The sequence below is a fragment of the Streptomyces sp. NPDC031265 genome, from assembly GCF_055570295.1.
In genome coordinates this window covers 41,567-59,537 of record NZ_JBVIHM010000020.1, presented here as the reverse complement: position 1 = coordinate 59,537, position 17,971 = coordinate 41,567, and the positions used below count along the sequence as shown (strand labels likewise).

Annotated in this window: 15 protein-coding genes and 1 pseudogene; 7 read left to right on the top strand and 9 right to left on the bottom strand. The window is 71.6% G+C overall.

The annotated features are described in order from the left end of the window. The first annotated feature begins 76 nt into the window (after nt 1–76). Entirely contained in the window at nt 77–3,565 is a 3,489-nt protein-coding gene (locus ACZ499_RS26830; protein WP_468678793.1) for a M28 family peptidase, read from the top strand. Nucleotides 3,566–3,644: 79 nt separating this feature from the next. On the opposite strand, the gene ACZ499_RS26825 is transcribed toward ACZ499_RS26830, so the two are convergent. Further along, nucleotides 3,645–5,006, bottom strand: a complete 1,362-nt coding sequence (locus ACZ499_RS26825) for an FAD-dependent oxidoreductase (RefSeq protein WP_468678636.1) — start codon at nt 5,004–5,006, stop codon at nt 3,645–3,647. A gap of 236 nt (nt 5,007–5,242) precedes the next feature. Between ACZ499_RS26825 and ACZ499_RS26820 the strand changes: the two genes are divergently transcribed. Next, nucleotides 5,243–5,539, top strand: a complete 297-nt coding sequence (locus ACZ499_RS26820) for a DUF4031 domain-containing protein (RefSeq protein ID WP_385536378.1) — start codon at nt 5,243–5,245, stop codon at nt 5,537–5,539. Between the two features lie 33 nt (nt 5,540–5,572). Here the strand turns inward: ACZ499_RS26820 and ACZ499_RS26815 are convergent, their stop codons facing one another. Both ACZ499_RS26815 and ACZ499_RS26810 read right to left on the bottom strand, forming a co-directional pair. Further along, nucleotides 5,573–6,847: an MFS transporter gene (locus ACZ499_RS26815; RefSeq protein WP_468678633.1), complete on the bottom strand. Its 1,275-nt coding sequence runs from the start codon at nt 6,845–6,847 to the stop codon at nt 5,573–5,575. Between the two features lie 64 nt (nt 6,848–6,911). Beyond that, the gene (locus ACZ499_RS26810) at nt 6,912–7,418 is read right to left on the bottom strand and encodes a mycothiol transferase (protein WP_385536447.1); all 507 of its coding nucleotides are present in this window, start codon (nt 7,416–7,418) and stop codon (nt 6,912–6,914) included. Between the two features lie 252 nt (nt 7,419–7,670). On the opposite strand from ACZ499_RS26810, the gene ACZ499_RS26805 reads away from it, so the two are divergent. After that, nucleotides 7,671–8,528, top strand: coding sequence for an arylamine N-acetyltransferase family protein (locus ACZ499_RS26805; protein ID WP_468678631.1), 858 nt, complete (start codon nt 7,671–7,673; stop codon nt 8,526–8,528). Nucleotides 8,529–8,709: 181 nt separating this feature from the next. On the opposite strand, the gene ACZ499_RS26800 is transcribed toward ACZ499_RS26805, so the two are convergent. Beyond that, nucleotides 8,710–9,114, bottom strand: a complete 405-nt coding sequence (locus ACZ499_RS26800; protein ID WP_468678630.1) for a DUF5997 family protein — start codon at nt 9,112–9,114, stop codon at nt 8,710–8,712. Between the two features lie 58 nt (nt 9,115–9,172). Here ACZ499_RS26800 and ACZ499_RS26795 point away from each other — a divergent pair, with 58 nt between their 5' ends. Beyond that, the gene (locus ACZ499_RS26795; RefSeq protein WP_468678628.1) at nt 9,173–9,955 is read left to right on the top strand and encodes a LysR substrate-binding domain-containing protein; all 783 of its coding nucleotides are present in this window, start codon (nt 9,173–9,175) and stop codon (nt 9,953–9,955) included. A 21-nt stretch (nt 9,956–9,976) separates the two neighbouring features. On the opposite strand, the gene ACZ499_RS26790 is transcribed toward ACZ499_RS26795, so the two are convergent. The 3 genes from ACZ499_RS26790 to ACZ499_RS26780 all read right to left on the bottom strand — a co-directional run bounded on the left by ACZ499_RS26790 (nt 9,977) and on the right by ACZ499_RS26780 (nt 12,082). Continuing rightward, the gene (locus ACZ499_RS26790; RefSeq protein ID WP_468678626.1) at nt 9,977–10,555 is read right to left on the bottom strand and encodes a histone deacetylase; all 579 of its coding nucleotides are present in this window, start codon (nt 10,553–10,555) and stop codon (nt 9,977–9,979) included. Nucleotides 10,556–10,634: 79 nt separating this feature from the next. Further along, a complete protein-coding gene (locus ACZ499_RS26785) occupies nt 10,635–11,141 on the bottom strand; it encodes a GNAT family N-acetyltransferase (RefSeq protein WP_468678624.1) in 507 nt (168 codons plus the stop codon). Nucleotides 11,142–11,260: 119 nt separating this feature from the next. Then, nucleotides 11,261–12,082 (bottom strand): alpha/beta fold hydrolase, encoded by an 822-nt coding sequence (locus ACZ499_RS26780; protein ID WP_468678622.1) that lies wholly within the window; start codon nt 12,080–12,082, stop codon nt 11,261–11,263. Nucleotides 12,083–12,221: 139 nt separating this feature from the next. Between ACZ499_RS26780 and ACZ499_RS26775 the strand changes: the two genes are divergently transcribed. Further along, the gene (locus ACZ499_RS26775) at nt 12,222–13,076 is read left to right on the top strand and encodes a helix-turn-helix transcriptional regulator (RefSeq protein ID WP_468678620.1); all 855 of its coding nucleotides are present in this window, start codon (nt 12,222–12,224) and stop codon (nt 13,074–13,076) included. 79 nt (nt 13,077–13,155) lie between these two features. Then, complete coding sequence (locus ACZ499_RS26770) at nt 13,156–14,379, top strand: FUSC family protein (RefSeq protein WP_468678619.1); 1,224 nt, start codon at nt 13,156–13,158, stop codon at nt 14,377–14,379. A gap of 394 nt (nt 14,380–14,773) precedes the next feature. Here ACZ499_RS26770 and ACZ499_RS26765 read toward each other — a convergent pair whose 3' ends face one another. Both ACZ499_RS26765 and ACZ499_RS26760 read right to left on the bottom strand, forming a co-directional pair. Then, complete coding sequence (locus ACZ499_RS26765) at nt 14,774–15,151, bottom strand: hypothetical protein (protein ID WP_468678618.1); 378 nt, start codon at nt 15,149–15,151, stop codon at nt 14,774–14,776. Nucleotides 15,152–15,166: 15 nt separating this feature from the next. Continuing rightward, nucleotides 15,167–15,325 (bottom strand): annotated as a pseudogene (locus ACZ499_RS26760) (tetratricopeptide repeat protein); the annotation flags it as partial. A gap of 494 nt (nt 15,326–15,819) precedes the next feature. On the opposite strand from ACZ499_RS26760, the gene fusA reads away from it, so the two are divergent. Beyond that, nucleotides 15,820–17,919, top strand: a complete 2,100-nt coding sequence (gene fusA / locus ACZ499_RS26755; RefSeq protein ID WP_468678616.1) for an elongation factor G — start codon at nt 15,820–15,822, stop codon at nt 17,917–17,919. Nucleotides 17,920–17,971: the final 52 nt, after the last annotated feature.

Below are 17,971 nucleotides of genomic sequence, written 5' to 3'. Positions count from 1 at the left end.
CGCTTGCCATGTCCACGCCCATACTGCGCGAAGAACAGGCCCCCCACGATCGGAGTGGACGTTGCGCCCCTTCAGATTGACGGCCGCCGTGGCAGCGCTGGCACTGACCACGAGCCTGACCGGCGCCTTAGCCGGTACGGCATCGGCCGCACCCCATTCGCAGTCAGGGCCGGACCAGCGGCCCACCCCCCTCTCGCGCGCCGTCGCCGCCGCCGACCAGGCGGTCCGCAGCGGGCTCGACACCTTGGTCAACTCCCCGCAGGAACAGTACGAACGGCGCCTGGTCACCCCCTGGGTGAAGAACCTCTACTCCGTCGCCTACGAGCGGAGCTACCGTGGGCTGCCGGTCGTCGGCGGCGACGCGGTGGTGCTCGCGGACGGCGACGGCGACATACGCGCCGTGCAGTCCGCCTCGGCCGTACGCGTCGACGTGGCGACCACCCCGTCGGTCACCGCGAAGACGGCCGAGGCCACCTCGCGCACCAAGCTGGCGAAGGTCGACAAGGTGGTCGACAGCCGGCTCGTCGTCCGGCTCGCGGACGGCAAACCCGTGCTCGCCTGGGAGACGGTGCTCGCCGGACGCACCAGGACCGCGCCCAGCAAGCTCCACGTCTTCGTGGACGCACGGACCGGAAAGGTCCTCGCCACCCACGACGACGTCGAGGCGGGCACCGCCAGCAGCAAGTGGAACGGCCCCGGCCCGCTCACCATCGACACCACCGACTCGGGCGGCAGCTACTCGCTGCGCGACCCGAACCGGCCCGGCCTGAGCTGCGCCGACTACAGCACGGGCTCCGTCTTCACCAAGGCCTCCGACTCCTGGGGCACGGGCAACCCCACCAGCAAGGAGACCGGTTGCGCGGACCTGATGTTCGCCGCGCAGAAGCAGTGGGACATGCTGGGCCAGTGGCTCGGCCGCAACGGCGTCAACGGCAGCGGCCGCAGCTTCCCCGGCAAGGTCGGCCTGAGCGACCTCAACGCGTACTGGGACGGCAGCTCGGTCACCATCGGCCACAACAGCGCCAACGAGTGGATCGCCGGAATCGACGTGGTGGCCCACGAGTACGGGCACGCGATCGACAGCAACACCCCCGGCGGCACCAGCGGCCAGGAGGCCGGACTCGGTGAGGGCACCGGCGACATCTTCGGGGCGCTGACCGAGGCGTACGCCAACGAGCCCTCCCCGTACGACACCCCGGACTACACGGTCGGCGAGATGATCAATCTCCAGGGCCGGGGCCCGATCCGGAACATGTACAACCCGCCCGCCGTCAACAACGACCCGGCCTGCTACAGCTCCGCGATACCCGGCACCGAGGTGCACGCGGCCGCAGGCCCCCTCAACCACTGGTTCTACCTGCTGGCCGAGGGCAGCAGCCCCGGCGGCGGCAAGCCCAACAGCCCCACCTGCAACCAGAGCACGGTCACCGGTGTCGGCGTCCAGAACGCGGGCAAGATCTTCTACGGCGGCATGCTCCTCAAGACCAGCAGCATGTCGTACAAGAAGTACCGTACGGCGACGCTGAGTTCGGCCAAGTCGCTCGATGCGACGTGCAACCTCTTCAACCGGACCAAGGCCGCCTGGGACGCCATCAGCGTGCCCGCGCAGAGCGGTGACCCGACCTGTCAGCCCAGCGGTCAGGACGACTTCTCGCTCGCCCTGAACCCGGCGTCCGGCACCGTCCAGCAGGGCGGATCGGTCACCACCACCGTCGCCACCAGCACCACCACGGGCTCGGCCCAGTCGGTGGCGCTCACGGCCTCCGGCCTGCCGTCCGGCGTGACCGCCTCCTTCAACCCGGCCACCGTGCAGTCCGGCCAGTCCTCGGTGCTCACGCTCTCCGCCACCGGCAACGCGGCGCCCGGCGCGTCCACCGTCACCATCAAGGGTCAGGGCACCACGCTCTCCCACACCGTCGACTACGCGCTCAACGTCGGGGGCACCCCGCCCGGCACCGACCCGCCCAACATCGACGTCGCCAACATCCAGGCGCACCTGTCGCAGCTGGGCACCATCGCCAGCCAGAACGGCGGCAACCGCCGTGCGGGCAGCGGTGGTTACACCCAGTCGCTGGCCTACATCAAGGGCAAACTGCAGGCCGCCGGATACACCGTGGCCGAGCAGAACTGCACCACCTGCACCTACCCGTCGAACAACCTGATCGCCGACTGGCCCGGCGGCCCCGCCGACCAGACCGTGATGTTCGGGGCTCACCTCGACAGCGTGTCGGCCGGACCCGGCATCAACGACAACGGCTCGGGCTCCTCGACGCTCCTGGAGAACGCGCTGGTCCTGGCCCAGAAGAACCCGACCATGACCAAGCACGTGCGCTTCGCCTGGTGGACCGACGAGGAGCAGGGCCTCAACGGCTCCAAGTTCTACGTCAACCGCCTGAGCACCACCGACCGCGCGGCCATCAAGGCGTACTACAACTTCGACATGGTCGGCTCGCCCAACGGCGGCTACTTCATCAACAACGTCAACTCGACCGCCGGAGCCCCGCTCAAGGCGTACTGGACCTCGCTCAACCTCGCCCCCGAGGAGAACGTCGAGGGCCAGGGCCGCAGTGACGACGCGTCCTTCCAGGCGGCCGGCATCGCCACCTCCGGTTACGCGGCCGGCGCCAGCGACCGCAAGACCTCGGCACAGGCGGCCAAGTGGGGCGGCACGGCCAACGCCGCCTACGACTCCTGCTACCACAGCGCCTGCGACACCCCGAGCAACATCAGCGCCACGGTCCTTGACCGCAGCGCCGACGGCGTGGCGTACACGATCTGGAAGCAGGCCGTCGGCGGGACCACCCCGGCGCAGGACTTCTCCCTCGCCACCAACCCGCCCTCCGGCAGCGCCAACCCGGGCGGCAGCGTCACCAGCACCCTGAACACCACCACCGTCAGCGGTGACCCGCAGACCGTCGCCCTGTCGGTATCCGGCGCGCCCAGCGGTGTGACCGCGACCCTCGACCCGACGTCCGTGCAGTCCGGCAAGTCCTCGACCCTGACCGTACAGGTCGGTACGAGCGCCACGCCGGGCACGTACACCCTGACGGTCACGGGCTCCGGCACGGTCAGTCACAGCACCACCTACACGCTGACCGTCGGCGGCGGCACCTGCACACCGCGCCAGCTCGTCGTCAACGGCGGGTTCGAGAACGGCTCCAGCCCGTGGACGAGCACCTCGGGCGTCATCACCAACCAGGCCGGCGAGGCGCCGCACAGCGGCTCCTACATGGCGTGGCTGAACGGCTGGGGCTCGCCCCGCACGGACAGCGCCTCCCAGTCGCTGAGCATTCCGTCCGGCTGCGCCCACTACCAGCTCTCGTTCTTCCAGCACATCGACACGGACGAGAACGAGAACGTCATCTATGACGTCTTCACCGTCTCGGTGGGCGGCCAGACCCTGGCCACCTTCTCCAACCTGGACGCCAACTCCGGCTACACGCAGAAGTCCTACGACCTCTCGTCGTTCGCCGGACAGACCGTCACCCTGAAGTTCAACGGCGTGGAGGACCAGGCTCTGCAGACCTCGTACGTCGTGGACGACATCACCCTTCAGGTGAGCTGACAGCTGCCTGGGAGTGTGGTGAACGCGTCGGCCCCCGCCTTTCCCGGCGGGGGCCGACGCATCTCCTCAGGGTTTGCGATTATGCGCCGCTGGCCTTGAGCATGTCCTCGCGCTCGACGATTTTGACGCGTTCGCGGCCCTGCGGTTCGCCCAGTGCCTTTTCGGCCGCGTCCAGCCGGTGCCAGCCCTCCCACGTCGTCCAGCGCACCCCGCGCTCGGCGAGGAAGGCGTCGACGGCCTCGGGCTCCGGGGCGGAGGGGGTGCGCAGCCGGCCGTGGGTGTGGTCGTCCAGGAGGTTGGCGACGGTCTCGTTGGCGTCGCCCTTGGTGTGGCCGATGAGGCCGACCGGGCCGCGGCGGATCCAGCCGGTGACATACGTCGAGGGGAGGGGCTGCCCGGCTTCGACGACGCGGCCGCCCTCATTGGGGACGGTGCCCGACTCGATGTCCCAGGGCAGTTTGGGCAGTTCGTCGGAGAGGTAGCCCACAGCCCGGTAGACGCCCTGGATGTCCCAGTCGTGGAACTCGCCGGTGCCCTCCACGTTGCCGGAGCCGTCGAGACGGGTGCGCTCGGTGCGCAGGCCGACGACGGTGCCGTCTTCGCCGAGGATTTCGGTGGGCGACTCGAAGAAGTGCAGGAACAGTTTGTGCGGGCGGTCGCCGGTGTCGCGGATGGCCCAGTTCTCCAGGGTCTTGGCGACCATGTCCGCCTGCTTGTTGGAGCGGCGGGTGGCGATGGAGCCCTCGTCGTAGTCGATGTCCTCGGGGTCGACGATGACCTCGATGGTGGGGGAGTGGTCCAGCTCGCGCAGCTCCATGGGGCTGAACTTGGCCTGGGCGGGGCCGCGGCGGCCGAAGACGTGGACCTCGCGCGCCCGGTTGGCCTTGAGGCCGTCGTAGACGTTGGCAGGGATCTCGGTGGGCAGCAGTTCGTCGGCGGTCTTGGCGAGGATGCGGGCCACGTCGAGGGCGACGTTGCCGACGCCGAGCACGGCGACCTTGTCCGCGTGCAGCGGCCAGGTGCGCGGCACGTCCGGGTGGCCGTCGTACCAGGACACGAAGTCGGCGGCGCCGTACGAGCCTTCGAGCTCGATGCCGGGGATGTCGAGGGCCCGGTCGGCGTCGGCGCCCGTCGAGAAGATCACCGCGTCGTAGAACTCGTGGAGCTCGTCGAGGCTGATGTCGCCGGGGTAGTCCACGTTGCCGAAGAGCCGGATCTGCGGCTTGTCGAGCACCTGGTGCAGGGCGGTGACGATGCCCTTGATACGCGGGTGGTCGGGAGCGACGCCGTAGCGGATCAGCCCGAAGGGCGCGGGCATCTTCTCGAAGAGATCGATCGAGACACCGGGGTCGGTGGCGGCCGCGGACTTCAGCAGCGCGTCCGCGGCGTAGATCCCGGCGGGACCTGCGCCCACGATGGCTGTCCGCAGGGGGCGGGGCATGACTGTTTCCCTTCGACCGACAACGAAATGGCTCATCGGCCACCCTAAGCTTAGGTAAACCTAAGTGGCTACCCGCCCCCCCTTTATGACCTCATAAGCCAACCTTATGACACCTCAAAGTGATGGTGATGGGCAGGGTCGCGAACGGCGCGAAACGGTCGCCCCGGCGGGGTGTCCCGGCGCCGCTCCGGGGCAAGGGAGAATACAAAGCCTCAGCAGGAGTGGGAGGTTGCCCCTTGACCGTCTACGTGGACGACGTGAAGGACTACGGCGCTCTCGCGCGACGACGAGGTCTGCCGTCCGCGCACTGGTGCCATATGACGGCCGACACCGAGGACGAACTGCACGCCTTCGCGGCCGCCCTCGGCATGCGCCGCGCCTGGTACCAGCGCAAGGGCCCACAGGACCACCGATGGCACTACGACATCACCCCGCCGACCCGCGCCCAGGCCGTACGGCTGGGCGCCCGGGAGGTGGACCGGCGGTTCATGGGCAACCTGATGATCAGCCGCAACGACGACGTCCGGGTCTGACCCGGCAGGGTGCGACGGCCCCGGCGCGCCTGGCTACGGGGCCACGCTCGGCTCCGGCACAACCGGCTGCCGGACCGGGACGAGGATGCCGGGGCGCTTCCGGCGCGCGAAGCCGTGCCGCACCAGGGCCGCCCCGGTCAGCACCACAAGCAAGGCGCACACCCCCGGCCAGCCGAAGACGGCGTACGCACGGGCCCCGGTCCATGAACCCAGGCTTCCGCCGATGTAGCCGCACGTCATGTACGCGGTGTTGAGCCTGCTGCGGGCCTCGGGGCGCAGTGCGTAGAACCGCACCTGGTTGGCGATCATGCCGGACTGCATGCCGATGTCGAGCAGCAGGGTGCCCACCACCAGGGCGGCCATCCCCAGCGATCCACCGAGGCCGCCGAACGCCAGGACGGCGGCCGCCGCCAGGACGCCGAGCATGCTGACGAGGTTGACCGCGTCGGGCCCCCGGCGGTCCGTCTGGCGTCCGGCGAGCGGGGTGCAGAGCATGGTCGCCGCGTTGACCAGGGCGAGCGCCCCGATCGCCCGCGCGCCCATGCCGTACGTGGAGCTCGTGAGCAGGAGGGCGACGCCCGTCCAGACGGCCGAGAAGCCGCCGAACAGCATGGCCTGGTAGAAGCAGGACCGCCGCAGCTCGGGCTCGGCGCGCAGCAGGCGCAGCGGCTCGGCGAGCAGCGACGGATACCGCTGCCGCGACGGCGGAGACGTCCTCGGCAGTGCGCGCCACAACAGCACCGCGGTGATCAGGGCGAGTGCGGCGGCGATCAGATACGGGGCGCGCCACCCCAGCCACTCCCCGACGGTTCCGCCGAGCGTCCGGGAGAGCAGCATGCCGCCGAGGGACCCGCTCAGCAGGGTCCCGCTGACCGCCCCGCGCCGGTCCTCGGCCACGAGCCCGACCGCCAGCGGCCCCGCGATCGGGGCGATCACCGTGGTGATGCCGATGAGGGCGCTCGCGCCGACCAGCGGCCCGAGCCCCGGCGCGGCGCCCGCGGCGAGCAGCCCGAGCGCGGTGAGGCCGAGCAGTGTGACGATCAGCGACCGGTGCGGGAACCGGTCCCCGAGCGGCACCAGCAGGAAGATCCCCGCCGCGTACCCGAACTGCGCCGCGGTCACGGTGAGGGCGGCCGCGTCCGGGGAGACGTCCAGCGCGGCGGCGACCGTGGGGCTGATCGCCTGCGGGAAGTAGACATTGCCCACGGCCACCCCGCAGGTGACCGCCAGGAGCAGGATCACATGGCGGCTCACCTGGGCCCCGTCACGTACGGGGCCCACGGGACGGGACTGGCCGGGATCGCTCATGCGGGCTAGTCCACGGGACCGATGGGCGGTTGCCAACTGATTTAGCGGCCGGCTGAAGAGTGGGTCACCGGCGGGACAGCACGCCCCGTACGAACGCGGCCTGGCCGGCGTGCTGGAGGTCGTCCGAGACGACGCTGACCAGCCGGACCGCCAGGGTGACCGGCGGGTCCCACGATGTGTCGACGACCCGGGCGAGCGCGTCGCCGTCGAGCCCCGCCAGATAGGCGACGGTCTGTGCGTGGACGGCATCGTGATAGCCCGTCAGCTGCTCGGCGGAGGCGCTGACCGAGGCGACGTCGGCAGAAGTGTGTCCGTAACCCGTGTCCGTCTCCGCCAGCGGCAGCCCGAACCGCCGCGCCCACCCCTGTCCGGTCCACACCTGTTCGAGTCCGGCCGCATCCGCGATGTGGTCGTCCTGGATCCTGGTCAGATGCCAGACCAGCCAGGCGATGGAGTTGGCCGAGTCGTCGACGCGGAACGCCAACTCCTCGGTGCTCAGGCCTTCGACGGCGTCCGCGACCGTTGCGCGGATCCTGCCGAACGCGTCTACGAGGAGATCGGAACTCGTCACCGTGGTCACGGGTGCCAACCTAGTGCACGGGCAATCGCATGCGCCGGTGCGCGCCGGGGTGTCCGGGACCGGGCGTCCTGCACCTCTGGTCCTAGGACCAAAAGGTGAGCTCAGCACCGCCTTTGAACAGATGTTCCCTCACGTCAGGCGGCATAGGGTCGACGTCGTAAAGAATGATCGTCGTGAAGTCGACGAGGCGTTGACCCACGGCGTACGGGTACACCGGCGCGGGGTCTCGAGGAGGGGTGAGCCATGACTGAGGCACGGAACGACGGGCGCGGCTGGTCCGGCGACCGGTTGGACCTGGACGCCTACCTGGCCCGTATCGGTTACGAGGGGGAGCGCGCGCCGACGCTGGAGGTGCTGCGCGGGCTGCAGCGGGCGCATGTGACCTCGATCCCGTTCGAGAACGCCAACGCCGTGCTGGGCAAGCCGGTCGCGCTGGACATCGAGACGGTTCAGGACAGACTCGTGAGGGGCGGCCGGGGCGGCTACTGCTACGAGCACGTCGTGCTGTTCGCGAGCGCGCTGGAACGCCTGGGCTTCGAGTTCACCGGCCTGATCGGGCGCGTGACGCTCGGCAACTTCAAGGTCCTGCCCGCCACCCACGCGCTCATCGCGGTGCGCCCGGCCGACGACGACCGGCTGTGGCTGTGCGACGTGGGATTCGGCAGCGGGCCGCTGGCGCCCATCGAGATCGCCGACGGAGTCGAGGCGGATCTCGACGGCTGGAAGTTCCGCATGGAGCGCAGGGCGGGCGTGCTCGGCATCGACGAGTGGTGGCTGCATCAGTACGGCCAGGACGGCTGGCTCGACCGGCACACCTTCACCCTCCTGCCGCAGTACCCCATCGACTACGCGGTGGGCAGCCACTTCGTGAGCACCCACAGCCGGTCGCCCTTCACCGCCCGCCTGTTCGCCCAGAAGTTCACCGCCACCTACGGCCACCGGCTGGACGCGGCCACCTGGACCACCTTTCGCCCGGACGGCTCCGCCACCGAGCGCAAGATCGAACCGGCCGAGCTGGGGCGGGTACTCGCGGAAGAGTTCGGGATCCTGGTGGAGGGGGAGGAACTCGCACATCTGGAGCGGGGCCTCGCCTCGGCCTGATGCCCCGGAGGCCTGCCACGGGGCAGAAGGACGCCGGTGATCTTCGTGGTGGCGAAGATCACCGGCAGCGTCCGCGATCCGCGATCCGCGATCCGCGATCCGCGATCCGCGATCCGCGATCCGCGATCCGCGATCCGCGATCCGCGATCCGGGTCGCGGACGGCGATGCTCGCGGTGGAGCTCAGGAGCGCTTGTCCTTGGGCTCCTCGGCGCTCTGGGCGTTCTTCTCCTTGATGCGGACCGCTTCCTTGCGCACCTCGGCCTGGGTGGCGCGCTCCTTCTGGAGCCACTCCGGGTTGTCCTGCTTCAGGGCGTCGATCTGCTCGGTGGTGAGCGCCTCCGTCACGCCGCCACGGGCCAGGCCCGCGATGGAGACGCCCAGCTTCGCCGCGACCACCGGCCGGGGGTGCGGGCCGTTGAGGCGCAGCTCCTGGAGCCACTGGGGCGGGTCGGCCTGGAGGGCGTTCAGCTCGGTGCGCGAGACGACACCCTCCTGGAACTCTGCGGGGGTGGCCTCTAGGTACACACCCAGCTTCTTCGCCGCAGTCGCGGGCTTCATGGTCTGGGTGGTCTGGTGCGACGTCATGGTGTCAAGAGTATCGAGCGTGTGCGCCACCTCCGACCATCACCGGTAACCTGGCGGGGTGACAGGATCGGAAGCAACCCCCTCGTTCCGGCTCGCCTACGTTCCGGGCGTGACACCCACCAAGTGGGTGCGGATCTGGAACGAGCGGCTGCCCGACATCCCGCTGACCCTGGTCGCGGTCACGGACGCCGAGGCGTTCGACGTGCTGCGCGGCGGCGGCGCCGACGCCGGTTTCGTACGGCTGCCGGTCGACCGGACGGACCTCAGCGCCATCCCGCTGTACACCGAGACGACCGTGGTCGTGGTCCCGAAGGACCACGTGGTCGCGGCGGTCGAAGAGGTGTCCGCCGAGGACCTGGCCGACGAGATCGTGCTGCACCCCCTCGACGACACCCTCGGCTGGGAGCGTCCGCCGGGGCAGCCCGCGCTGGAGCGCCCCGCCACGACGGCGGACGCCATCGAGCTGGTGGCGGCGGGCATCGGCCTGCTCGCCGTCCCGCAGTCGCTGGCCCGGCTGCACCACCGCAAGGACCTCACCTACCGGCCGCTCACCGGTACCCCGGAGTCGCGTGTCGCCCTGTCGTGGCCGGAGGAGCGGACCACCGACCTGGTGGAGGACTTCATCGGGATCGTCCGCGGCCGGACCGTCAACAGCTCCCGGGGCCGCGCCCAGACCCCGGCCAAGACCAAGGCCGAGCCGAAGGCCAAGCGGCCCGACGCGTCCGCCGCACGGCGCAAGCCCGCCGCGGGCAAGGCGGCCGGGAAGAACCAGCGGACCGGCTCCGGTTCCGGCGGTTCCAAGGGTGGCGCCAAGCGCGGCAAGCCCCGCGGCCGCTCGTAGCCCCGGCGCCGTGGGGGCGCTCTATCCCGCCAGCAGCTCCCGTACGGCCTGTTCGGACCAGTGCGGGTGCGCCCCGGGGCGGGACGCGACATACGCGGCGACCGCGTCGGCGTCCCTCACTCCCGCCTCCAGCAGACCCGGGACCAGACGGCGTACGTACGCGGCGGACGGCGCCGTCGACAGGACGTCGGCCACCCTCCACGGCGCCGTGAACGTCAGCAGGGGAAAGCCGTCCACCTGCCCCGCGCAGACGACGGTTTCGTAGCGGCCGTCACCGAGCGCCGTCCGTCCCCGGGGCAGCACCTCGCTCAGATCGAGGTCGGCTCCCGGCTCCCGGTACATCTCCCGGGCGGCGATGTCCGCGAACTGGGAGGCCGACACCAGGTGGGCCCTCGCCAGGACCCGGCCTTCGGCGTCCGGGTCGTAGAAGGCCAGGCCGCCGCCCCGGACCGGCGACCGGGTGGCGAAGTACATGACGCCCGGGAGCTCCACGGCGATCGACGCGGCCGGCAGACCGCGGTCCCGGCAGCCCGGGTAGACGCGGGTCCAGCCGGCCGGGCGTCCGCCGGCGAGACAACAGGCGAGCCGGTGCAGGAACATGTTCGAGCCGTACGAGGTGTACCAGACCCGGCGGGGGCAGCGCCGTCGAGCGGGCCCGGCTCGATGGCGCGCGGGGTGCTCACGGGCGCTGCCGTCCCTCCTCGTCGTCCAGGTTCCGCTCGAAGCGGAGGCCCGGGCGGCCGCCCAGCTCGGTCTCCCCGCAGGGGGTGAATCCGGTACGCGCCAGCACGGCTCGCGAGGCGGTGTTGTCCAGGGTCGTCGCGGCCCGCAGCCCGGTCAGGCCGTACTCCGTGGCGGCCAGGGCGCAGGCCTCGCGGACGCCCGCCGTGGCCAGTCCGCGCCCGGCGGCGTGCTCGGCGATGCGGTAGCCCAGTTCGGCCGAACCGTCCGCCACGTAGACCAGGTTGACCCGCCCCAGCACCTCGCCGCCGCTGCCTACGAGTACGTGGAAGAAGTGCAGCCCCGCCGTCTGCTCGGCCAGCAACTCATCGTGGCGGGCGACGAAGTGGGCGAAGTAGTGGTCGCCCCGGTCGGGAACCGACGCGGCGAAGTAGGCGCGGTTCTCCCGCTCGAACTCAAGGAGTGCCGGAGCGTGGTCGAGGCGTAGGAGCTGGAGTTGGGGCATGGCCCGCAGGCTACCCACCTGGTGCCGCGGCGACCGCGATCTACGGATCCGCCCGGCCCCCGGCGCGAGCCCTTTCGCGGCGGCGCCCTGCCACGACGTGCTTCCGCCGGATGCCTGGGTCACGGGGCGAGCACGAACTCGTGGACCAGCTTCACGAATTCGTCCTCCTTCTCGAAGAACGCCACGTGGCCCGCGTCGATTTCGGCGTACGTGCTGTCCGCGATCGCGGTGTGCAGGGCGCGGCTGTTCTCGACGGGGACGGTGATGTCCTGGGCGCAGCCTATGACCAGGGTCCTGGCCTGGATGCGGGGGAGGTGGTGGCGGATGTCGATCCGGGTGTCGAGGTCGACGTGGCGCAGGGTGCCGGGGGTGGGCGGCATGTTGGGGATGAGGAGCTCGACCTGCTCGCGCCCGATGGCGTTGAGGAAGCCCCGGCTGAAGCCCGTCATGGCGACGGCGCGCCCGAAGGCGGCCGGGTCGGACGTGCCGAGCTGACCCCACAGGGTGAACAGGTTGCGCAGGTACTCGTCGCCGTCGGTGTGGGTCCAGCCCGCGACCAGGACCAGTCGGCGTACGAGGTCGGGGCGCAGGGCGGCGACGGCGGCGGAGACCGGGGCGCCCATGGAGAAGCCGAGCAGGTCGACCGCGCCGACGGCGGCGTCCTCGATGACGGCGATGACCTGTGAGGCCAGGCCTTCGACGGTCAGCGGCGCACCGTCGTCCGTGGTGCGCTCGGTGCCGGAGAGGTCCGGTGTGATGACGGTGTGGTCCGAGGTGAAACGGGGCGCTGTCCGGCCCCAGTTCACCGCGGCGCCGCCCGAGCCGGTGCCGTGGACGAGGACGAGGGCGGGGCCCGAACCGGCGCGCTCGTAGTGGACCCGCGCTCCGGCGACGTTCACGGTCGTGGGGGTGGCGGGGGCGAGGACAGGGGTGGTGGACATGGTTTCCTCCTTGGTATGTGGCCGCCGGGGTCGTTCGCTCCGGCTGTGCCCACACTGCCGCCGTGACGCGAGGGGCGGGAGAGCCCGCTGGGACCCGGGGACCGGGAGTCCCTGGCTGGGGCGCGGGGCATCCGGCAGGATGATCCACATGACGATCGACCGCCGTGAGCTCGCCGACTTCCTCCGCCGTGCGCGTGAGCGGGTGAGCCCGCAGGACGCGGGGCTCGCCGAGGGTTCCCGGCGCCGCACGCCAGGACTGCGGCGTGAGGAGGTGGCTCGGCTCGCGGGCATGTCGACCGACTACTACACCCGCCTGGAACAGGCTCGCGGACCGCAGCCCTCGCCGCAGATACTCGCCGCGCTCGCACGCGCCCTGCGGCTGAGCGATGACGAGCGCGACCACCTCCACCTCCTGGCAGGGCACCGCCCGCCCGCCGCGCGCAGCAGGGACGACCAGGTCGGCGCGAGCCTGCTGCACGTGCTCGACCGCCTCCCGGGCACCGCGGCCCAGGTCCTGAGCGACCTCGGCGACGTGCTGGCCCAGAACGACCTGGCCCGCTCCCTGCTCGGCGGGGTGTGCACGGTCTCCGAACACGGCCGCAACGTGGTCTGGCGCTGGTTCGCCGACCCGGCGGCGCGGGACGCCTACCCGGCCGAGGAGCACGCGCACTACAGCCGGGTCCACGTCGCGGACCTGCGGGCCGCCGTGGGCCGCAGGTCCGGGGACCTGGCCGCGACCCGGCTCGTGGAGCGGCTGCGCGGCGCCAGCGAGGAGTTCGCCGCCCTGTGGGAGCTGCACGAGGTCGCCCTACGCCGGCACAGCCGGATGCGCGTGCTGCACCCGGTGATCGGCCCCGTGGACCTCGACTGCCAGGTGCTCCTCGCCCCGGAGGGCAACCAGCGGCTCGTCCTGCTCACCCCGCCGCCCGGTACGGACGCGGCCGACCGCCTGGCCCTGCTCCCGGCCGTCGGGGAGCAACGGCTGGTCGGGTGATTCGGCGCGCCGTGCCGTGGAAGCGGCGGGTCGCTGGACATCAGTGGAGTGGAAGCCGCTGAGAGGGAAGGTGCGGGAGGTGCCTGAGTTCACTGATCCCCTCATCCATCTGGCGCGGCGCCGCCGGGAACCCGCGGTGGTGCAGACACTGCGCTCCACGGCCGCCGCCGTCATCTCGTACGTGGTCGCGCTCCAGCTGAGCAGCGAACCCGCGCCGCTCACCGCCCCGCTGACGGCCCTGCTCGTCGTCCAGGTCACCCTCTACACCACGCTGGTCACCGGTGTGCGACGGGTGAACTCCGTGGTGGCGGGTGTGCTGCTGGCCATCGGATTCAGCGCGCTGGTGGGGCTGACCTGGTGGAGCCTGGGGCTGATCATCCTGGCCGCGCTGGTGGTCGGACGCTTCGTCAAGGCCGGGGAATTCGTCCCGGAGGTCGCGATCAGCGCGATGCTCGTGCTCGGGGTGACCCGGGTCTCGGCGACCGCGTGGGACCGCGTACTGGAGACGCTGATCGGCGCGGGCGTCGGCATGCTGTTCAACGTGCTGCTCGTGCCGCCGGTGTGGGTGGAGTCCGCGGGCGAGGCCATCGTGGAGCTCGCCGCACGGATGCGGAGGCTCCTCCTCGACCTGGCGGAGGAGGTCGGCGGCCACACTCCGGTCGCGCGGGCGGCGGCCCGGCTCCACGAGGCCCGCCGGCTCGACCACGACATCGTGCAGGTGGACGCCTCGCTGCGGCAGGCCGAGGACAGTCTGCGGTTCAACCCCCGGGTCAAGGAGGGGCTGCTGTCGCGCATCGCGCTGCGCACCGGACTCGACGCGCTGGAGATCTCGGCGGTGGTGCTGCGGGTGGTGTGCCGGTCGGTCACCGACCTCGCGAAGGAGCGCACCCAGGAGCACCTCTTCGAGCCGGAGACGGGGATCGCCCTGCGGGACGTCTTCGAACACCTCGCCCAGGCCGTGGAGAGCTTCGCCGTACTGATCACCACGCAGGTCAGGGCCAACGCCGAGGAGGCGGAGAACCGCTTCGCCGCCGAGCTGGCGGCCGCCCGCGCCAGCCGCGACCGCGTCGCCCTGCTGCTGCTCGCCCAGGTCGGGCGCGACCCCCGGCAGTGGCAGCTGCATGGCGCGCTGCTCGCGGAGGTCGACCGGATCCTGGACGAACTCGATGTGGAGAAGCGGTCGCAGCGCCTGGTGGAGGAGCTCGACCGGCACTCCCGCGAACGCCGGGAACGCAATCGGTTCCTCCGCCGACTCCGAAGCCGGCTCCGACGCGGCCTGCGTCTGCGGGAGTCGGCGGACTGAGGCCGCGATCCGGCACACCGCCCGCATCGCCCCGGCCCGGCAGTCTTACGTACGGGGCACGCGCAGTTCGAGGGGGACACCGGGACCGGCCAGCCGTCGGCGCAGCCCGGGTATCCGTATCCGTACACCCGGACCGACCTGCGCTCCCGTACGCGCCGGTACACACCGTCGCCCTCGGGGGAGCCGTTCACGTTGGTGTTGCCCTCGACGGTGTGAATGCGCGTGTCGTCGTACCGCTCGACCACGCCGGTGTGCTCGGAGCCACCCGGGGCCGTAGAACACCTGGGCGCCCACCGCCGGATACTCCGAGAAGCGGCCGCGCTCGCGGAACCCGTTGGTTCCTCCCCCGGATACGAGGGCGCCCGGACGCCCGGCTGCCCCGGACTTTCCAACGTCAACGGCCGTCCCTGCGCCCGCAGTTGAGCGTCGCATCCGTGCCGCCGCCCACCAAGCGGCGTTCCGCTGAGCGGACCGGCACACCCGTACCGCCGCGTCCCTGGTGGTGCGGCGGTGTGCGCGCCTGGCGTGGGCGGATCAGCGGCCAAGAGGGGGGAACCATGGCAATCCACCGCATCGGGCGGCGGCAGACGTTGCGGGCGAGCGCCGTCGTCAGGTCGCGCGGCGCCTCCTCGTGGTGGGCGAGGTGGGCGAGGTGGGCGGAGGCGCGGTTGGCGTGCGCCCCGGCCGTCGAGGGGTCCACGGCGAGGGCCCGGTCGAGGCTGCGCAGTGCCGCGTCGGGCGTGCCCAGGGTGAGCAGGGCCGTCCCGAGCACGCAGTGCAGCAGTGGGTCGTCGGGGGAGAGGGCGAGCCCCTCGCGGGCCAGTCCGGCGGCCTCGGAGGTGCGGTCGTCGTCCAGCCACAGCTCGGCGAGGGCGATCCGCGCGTCCGTACGGGTCGGCTCCAGCTCCAGGGCCCGCGCGAACTCGGCCGCGGCGTCGCCCCCGCCGCCGCGCTCCTGTCGAGAGAGTCGGGTGGATCTGACTGTTCGTCAATGGCCGTAGGTGAAACCATGTAGGTGTACGGCGAAGTCGGGCCACCGCGGGTGGTCCAACCCTCGGAAAAAATCCGGTGTCGGCAACCCGGTCCACCTCATACACTCACATCGCAGCGGCCACGGGAACCCGGGCCGCCAGTCGACCAGTTGAGGGGAGCCCGGCATGCGTGCGTACACCGCTGTCGTCGTTCCCACGTCGCGGTTCGACGTGATCCTGGTGTCCACACCCTCCCGGTGACGGCTGCGCGGCCGCCACCGGATGCCCGCGACGAACTCCTGACCTCCGCCCGCACCGTGAACCATGTGCGGGCGGTCGAGTCATGACCCCGATGCCTCCTTGGCACTCGTGCCGCATCAGGGGATCTCCCTTGCCCGGAATCAGGCGCCTTCGTCTCGGCCGGGAATCGCGCTGCCCATTTTCGCTTCATCCTGAAAGGCCTCGGGCCGTGCGTACCAACCTCCGACCCCACCCCACCCGTCCGCTCACCGTCATACGGAATCTCGGCATCCTCGCCCATGTGGACGCGGGCAAGACCACCGTCACCGAACGCATCCTGTACGCGACCGGCGCCACCCACAAACGCGGTGAGGTCCACGACGGAACGACCGTCACCGACTTCGACCCGCAGGAGCGCGACCGCGGCATCACCATCTTCGCCGCGGCCGTCAGCTGCGACTGGGACGGTCACCGGATCAATCTCATCGACACACCCGGCCACGTCGACTTCTCCGACGAGGTGGAGCGCTCACTGCGCGTGCTCGACGGCGCCATCGCCGTGTTCGACGCGGTCGCGGGCGTCGAGCCGCAGAGCGAGTCGGTGTGGCGGCAGGCCGACCGGCACCAGGTGCCCCGGATCGCGTTCGTGAACAAGCTGGACCGCGCCGGTGCCGACCTGGACACGGCGGTCGCGTCGATCCGGGACCGGCTGCACACGGTTCCGCTCGTCGTCCAGCTGCCGATCGGCCAGGAGGACGGCTTCACCGGCGTGGTGGATCTCGTCCGCATGCGCGCGCTCGTCTGGGGCGCGGGCGGTGAGGCGTACCAGGAGGGCCCGGTCCCCGACGGCCTGCGCGAGGAGGCACAGCGGCGGCGCCGACTGCTTGAGGAGGCGGTGGCGGAGCTCCACCCGGTGGCCCTGGAGGAGTTCTGCGCCGGGGCGGCGCTGCGGGACGCCACCTTGGCCACGGCGCTGCGCGACCTCACGCGCGGTGGCGAGGGCGTCGTGGTGCTGTGCGGCTCGGCGTACCGCAACCGCGGGATCGAGCCGCTGCTCGACGCCGTGGTGGCCTACCTTCCGTCCCCGCTGGACGTGCCCGCCGTACGGGGCACCCTGGGCGGGGAGGTGCGGGAGCGGGCCGCCGACCCGGCCGCGCCGTTCGCCGGGCTCGTCTTCAAGGTGACGTCGACCGCGACGGGCCGCCTCACCTATGTGCGTGTGTACGCCGGAACCATCGAGAAGGGAGACACCGTGCTGGACGCCACGGCCGGGCGCACCGAACGCATCGGGCGGATCCTGCGCGTACAGGCGGACCGGAACACGGAGGTGGACCGGGCGCTCGCCGGGGACATCGTCGCCGTGATCGGGCCCAAGTCGGCCCGCGCCGGAGCCACTTTGTGCGCGCCGGGCGCACCGGTCGTCTTCGAACAGCTGTCCGTCGCGGCCCCCGTCGTCTCGGTCGCGGTCGAGGCCCGCAGGAGCCTCGACACGGACCGGCTGGCCTCGGCGCTGGTCCAACTGGTCGAGGAGGATCCCTCGTTGGCGGTGCGGACCGATGCCGAAACGGGGCAGACGGTGCTGTCCGGGATGGGCGAGCTGCATCTGGAGGTCGCGGTGGAGAAGATCCGCCGCGCCCAGGGCCTGGAGCTGAGCGTCGGGCGGCCGCAGGTCGCCTATCGGGAGACGGTTGCCCGGGGGGTGTCCGGACTGCTGTACCGACATGTCAAACAGGAGGGAGGAGCAGGCCAGTTCGCCCATGTCGTCCTCGACGTGGAACCGCTGGACGCCGCCGCCGAAGCCAACGGCGGCAGTGCGGAGGGCTTCGTGTTCCGCTCGGCCGTCACGGGCGGCCGGGTGCCGCAGGAGTATGTGCGCGCGGTCGAGGCGGGGTGCCGGGACGCGCTGGCCGAGGGTCCCCTCGGCGGCCACCCGGTCACCGGGCTGCGGGTCACACTGGCCGACGGCGCCACCCACTCCAAGGACTCCTCGGAGATGGCGTTCCGCACGGCAGGCCGTCTCGCGCTGCGCGAGGCCCTGCGGGCGGGCACGATGGCGCTCCTGGAACCGGTCATCGAGGTCACGGTCACGGTGCCGGACAGCGCGGTGGGCGCGGTCCTCGGTGACCTGGCGGCCCGGCGCGGCAGGGTCTCGGGGTCGGCCGCCCGGGCGGGCACCGCGGTGGTCACCGCGACCGTGCCGCTGGCCGAACTGTTCGGCTATGCGTCCCGGCTGCGCGGCCGCACCCAGGGCCGGGGCACCTTCACCACGCGGCCCGCGGGCTACGCCCCGGTCCCGGCCGGGGTGGCGGACACCCTGCTGACCCGCTGATGCCCCACGATGGCCCCGCCCGCAGAGGGCGGGGCCATCCCCGTGTCCAGCC